Source organism: Protofrankia sp. Cas3 (assembly GCF_963555955.1).
Classification (GTDB): Bacteria; Actinomycetota; Actinomycetes; order Frankiales; family Frankiaceae; genus Protofrankia.
Map to the genome: position 1 here is coordinate 1 of NZ_CAUVXP010000282.1, position 3,644 is coordinate 3,644.

A 3,644-nucleotide genomic window follows, 5' to 3' on the forward strand; every position below is an offset into this window, starting at 1 on the left:
TTCACCATCGTGCTGGTCGCCGATGGTTCTCCGGTGCTGGAGATTGCCGCCACGGACGCATCGCCGGCCGCCGCGACCAACACGGCATCCGTGCTGGTGAAGGTGGCCGGGACCGAGCTTGAAAAGCTGCAGGTCATGCAGAACGTGCCGAAGGATGCGATGATCCGGGCCAGCCAGCTTATTTCCTCGACCGAGCCCGATGTACTCCACGGGAGTCAGATCCAGGCGCTACTCGGTGTAGTCGCGCTCGGTCTCATTCTTTCGGTCACGGTGTGCTTCGCGGCCGAGGGGGCCTTTACCGGCCGGGGTGCGGCTCTGGCCGCCGCGGTCCGCGGCCGGCGCGCCACCGGCTCGCGGGGCGATGCGGGTTCAAAGGGTGCCACCCGGTCACCGGGCGATTCCGGTAGGTCCGCGATGTCGGCCAGGGCAGACGGCATCGCGGATCGGGCGGAAGACGACGGCGAGGACGCTGACTCCGAGGATCTGGAGGATCTGGAGGATCTGGACGGCGACGGCGACGGCGACGGCGACGAGGAACAGGGGCCGGCGCAGCCGCGGGACACGCGTGGGACCACGATGGTTCTGGTAGGCCGGCGTCGCCGTTCCGAGGAGTAGCCGGCCGCCGAGTCCTACTGGCGGATGAAGATGAGGACGATGTGCGGGGTGCCGCCGATGCTGTTCGCGAGGAGTTCGACGCTTTCACGATGCCCTGTGAAGGTCAGTTTTGCCTTGTTCGCGGACACGCTCTGCTGCTTGAGCTGGTAACCGTCAGTGGGCATTGTCTGCCGGTAGAACGTGACCGCGTCGTCGGTGGTAACGCCTGTCAGTGCGATCGCCGCGTCTCGGGGTCTGGACAGGGTGACTGCGGGGATCGCTCCTGTCGGGAACGGGAAGCCCGGGGGAACGATCGTTGTCCCGAGCGCGTCGATGCCGGTCGTCGGGGTCGCCTGTGGGCCCGTCTGCCCTGGGGGGATCGGTGTGGGTGAGGGCGTCAGCAGGTCGGTGGACAGGTCGGTCGGTTCGTCGGTAGGCCGAGCGGCAGGAGACGTGTGGGGGGTCGTGGTCGGCGTGGCCGGGGTCGATCCGCCGCAGGCACCGAGAAGGAGTGTCAGGCCCGCGGCTGTGCCAGCCGTCACCGTCCGAAGCTGTCGGGGCGTTCCGTTCCGGCTCATCGAGACCTCCAGTAGCCGCGCCTCCCAGGCGACTGGGATATCCCGGGCAGCAGGCTTCACTAAGAGCGACCAACAATAGGGGACGCGGCGTCGCGGGGCCGAGGCACGTTCCTTGATCCATGCCCCTGTTGCCGGGCGCTCTTATGTCCAGCGTCCGCAGCATCCTCGCCGCCAACGCGCCCACCGGCACAGTCCGGCCTCCAGCGCCCATCCGGCGACTCCAGGAGCTGACGCTCTTCGGTCGCCTGGCATGGTTCCGCTTACCACGCGGCCGCCCGGTAGCCTGAGGCAAGCGTCGTGGGCTTGGCGCCATCACTGGAAACCTCAAGATCGGTGCCTGACAGGTACAGCAGCCAGTGCCCGCCGGCATCCACGTCCAGGCTGGTATGCGTCTTGCTGGTGAGCCCGGTCGCGATCTGACGAAGCGGCGCACCCGTCGCCGGGTCGACCTCCTGCAGCAGCACCGACGTGGTCACCGGCGGGTAACCGCCGCAGCACTGCCGCACGACGAACAAGTGGCCGTTCGGCATGTACACGCCCTCGTAGTAGAAGCTTCCCTTCTCCGCAGCGGTGAGTGGCACGGCGCCGGAGCCGTCGTCCTGCAGGTAGTACGACTCCGTCGAAGGGCTCATCGTGACCAGGTCCCAGCCTTCGTTGTCCTCTGCGGAGCCAACCGACACGGCCAGGCGGGTGCCGTCGGGCGACCACGACAGGTGCGTGACCGGTGCCGGCAACCCACTGGCTGCCCTCCCCGGAGGCATCGGAAAACGCCGCTCGGCGTGGGTCGTCAGATTGACCACGACGACCTGGTAACCGGCGGTCGGGTTGTCCCCGGGGGAGCAGTCGAAGTACTGCGTCGCGTACGCGAGACTCGTGCCGTTCGGACTGATCGCTGGCTTGCTGCCCGCGGACGCGATGATCGTCGGGTCGCCGCCGTCCGTGCCGATGCGCCATACCTGGTGCTGGCAGCCGACGCCAACCTCGTAGAACACCGATCGGCCGTCGGGACTCACCGCCAGCGAGTCCCCGACGGCCCCGCTGCCGCGCAGGGTACGGATGGCCCTGCCACTGACGGGATCCAGAAGCACCACCGCCCCGGCGGTCGTGACAGCCGCCAGCGTGCGTGGCGGCGCCGGCCCCGGATTCCCCATGGTGGAAGCGGCCCCGCCACTGTCGGCGGTGACACCGCTACGTGCCGGTGGGGTGGACGGTGTTCCGCCGGATCCAGTGCAGCCGACCGTTGCGATACAGACCGACGCCAGCATTGCGAGCGCCAACGGGACCATCGTGCCCCCGTGCCGCTTTCCCAGCGCCATCTTCGGCTCCGTCCACGGGATCAGGCCTTGGAGCCGTTGCTGGACGGCGGCGTGGTGGCGACTGCCAATGGCCTTCCCGTGCCACGGGGCGTGATCGTGGTGCGTCGTGCCTTCATCTCCCTGCCGGTAGCGATCGACCACTGGTTGATGATATCTACCACCTATTGTCAGGCGCTCTCAACGAGGCGTTTCAGTTGGTGACCGTGAAGGTAACCGTATGGACCACGGGGTCGGTGCCCACCACGTAGGACAGGATGTGTGTGCCAGCACTGAGCCCGGTCGTCTTCACGTTGTACTGGTAGCCCGGAGGTGATGCGACGAAGCGGAAGTCCTGGCCGGGCTGGCTGTTGCCGGGAGCCGGGGCGACGGACGATCCGTCGACACCGATGGCATGCACCGTGATCGAGGAGCTCCAGAGGTTTCCGCCGCCGCTGCCAACGAGTTGCAACTGGATCGGCAGCGTCGCGCCAGACCTGACTGGCTTGGTCAGGTCCGTCAGAACCCGGACGCCGCATGTGACGGCGAAGCTGATCTTGACCGTTGGTGACGCGTAGTAGTTGGCGTCGCCCGCCTGGTCAGCCGTGACGGTGCAGGTGCCCGGACCGGTGAGGCTCACCGTCGTGCCCGACAGGTTGCACACCGACGAGGGTCCGGCGGTGAGTACGACCGGAGCGGTTGAGCCGGTACCAGCCGCATTCACGCTGAAGGGCGCGTCGCCGTAGGTGTGGGTCGGGATGGCGGCCAGGGTCACGCTGGCTTGTCGCTTGTCCACGACGAAGCTCAGCTGTCGCGGTACGGCGTCGCTGTAGTCGGCGGTGCCGTCCTGCGTCGCGGTCAGGACGCAGGTTCCGGCCCCGGTCACTGTGATCGTGACAAACCCGCCGCTGACACTGGAGGCGGTGCACGGGCTTACGGGCGTGGGAGTGACGACCACCGGTCGTCCGGACGCACCGCCGGTGACGGCGACCGTGAACGGAGCCACGCCGTAAACCTGCTTGGCGACGGCGGCGATCGTCAGGATCTGCGGCGCCTGGTCGACGACCAACATGACGGTGGACGCCGCTGGTGCGTAGTCAGCGTTGTCGGTCGGGGTGAACGTCACCGCGAGCGTGTGCGTCCCGGCGTGCAGGACGCCGCCCGAATAGGGGGCACCGTC

The 3,644-nt window shown here is 67.9% G+C and carries 3 protein-coding genes and 1 pseudogene; 1 reads left to right on the plus strand and 3 read right to left on the minus strand.

The window, feature by feature from the left end; genetic code table 11:
• Window positions 1-615 (plus strand): annotated as a pseudogene (locus U9983_RS27105) (hypothetical protein); the annotation flags it as partial.
• A gap of 14 nt (window positions 616-629) precedes the next feature.
• Here U9983_RS27105 and U9983_RS27110 read toward each other — a convergent pair.
• From U9983_RS27110 to U9983_RS27120, 3 genes are all read right to left on the minus strand, one after another.
• Window positions 630-1,172 carry a hypothetical protein gene (locus U9983_RS27110; protein WP_322756734.1) on the minus strand — a complete coding sequence of 181 codons (543 nt, stop codon included), beginning with the start codon at window positions 1,170-1,172 and terminating at the stop codon, window positions 630-632.
• Between the two features lie 260 nt (window positions 1,173-1,432).
• On the minus strand, window positions 1,433-2,488 hold the full coding sequence (locus tag U9983_RS27115; RefSeq protein ID WP_322756735.1) for a hypothetical protein: 1,056 nt from the start codon (window positions 2,486-2,488) through the stop codon (window positions 1,433-1,435).
• Window positions 2,489-2,678: 190 nt separating this feature from the next.
• Window positions 2,679-3,644, minus strand: a 966-nt coding sequence (locus tag U9983_RS27120) for a hypothetical protein (RefSeq protein ID WP_322756736.1), incomplete at its 5' end; no start/stop codon positions are given.

What these genes read in the sequence shown, in the direction of transcription:
- U9983_RS27110 (WP_322756734.1), bottom strand. Translation starts at nt 1,172, where the DNA reads ATGAGCCGGAACGGAACGCCCCGACAGCTTCGGACGGTGACGGCTGGC.
- U9983_RS27115 (WP_322756735.1), bottom strand. Translation starts at nt 2,488, where the DNA reads ATGGCGCTGGGAAAGCGGCACGGGGGCACGATGGTCCCGTTGGCGCTC.